1 protein-coding gene is annotated in these 581 nt (G+C 50.1%); it reads right to left on the reverse strand.

Annotated elements, in window-relative coordinates; all coding sequences use genetic code 11:
- Positions 1–160 precede the first annotated feature (160 nt).
- On the reverse strand, positions 161–581 hold a 421-nt coding region (locus I6F35_RS39625; protein WP_346283256.1), incomplete at its 5' end, for a hypothetical protein.

Here is a 581-nt window from a genome sequence, read left to right on the forward strand (position 1 = left end):
CTCTAATGGAGTGAAAACATAACCCCCAATTTTCGGGGGCGGAAAAACAAAACTATGCTTGCATTATGTGTGTGCTTCTTGCATTCATCCCTGTCGATGAACATCGAAGAACATCGACGAACATAACACGATGTTAAACAAAACAAAATATTGTTCACATTCACTGTGACCAACCGCGATCATGTCTCCTCTCGGTGGTGTGTGTTCTTGCATCTTCCTCGCGCCGCCATTCATCCCAGGTACGATTGAAACCCAGAGAGCGGAACAGATGATCCGGCTGTTTTTCTGGTGTGTTGACGGCAGCAAAAAGCGGTGCCTCACGGGTTTTCAGATGAAACTCCATAAGTTCCGGTGCAGGTGATATGTGGCTGTCTGCATCGTGATTTACGGCAACACCATACCCTGCATACCGTAACCCCTTATCGGTCAGCGCACTGATGACCAGATGCCTGTTATCGGCTGAGGGAACGGCAAACGCGGGATACAGCGTACCATTAAGCCGGATAACACCGCCCAGAGAGTCATCCACGCCCATGACCAGCAAAAGCTGAAGCTGGCGGGTTTCCCGGTCGACAGAACTC

The sequence above is a fragment of the Bradyrhizobium sp. BRP22 genome (assembly GCF_020194175.1).
Taxonomy (GTDB): domain Bacteria; phylum Pseudomonadota; class Alphaproteobacteria; order Rhizobiales; family Xanthobacteraceae; genus Bradyrhizobium.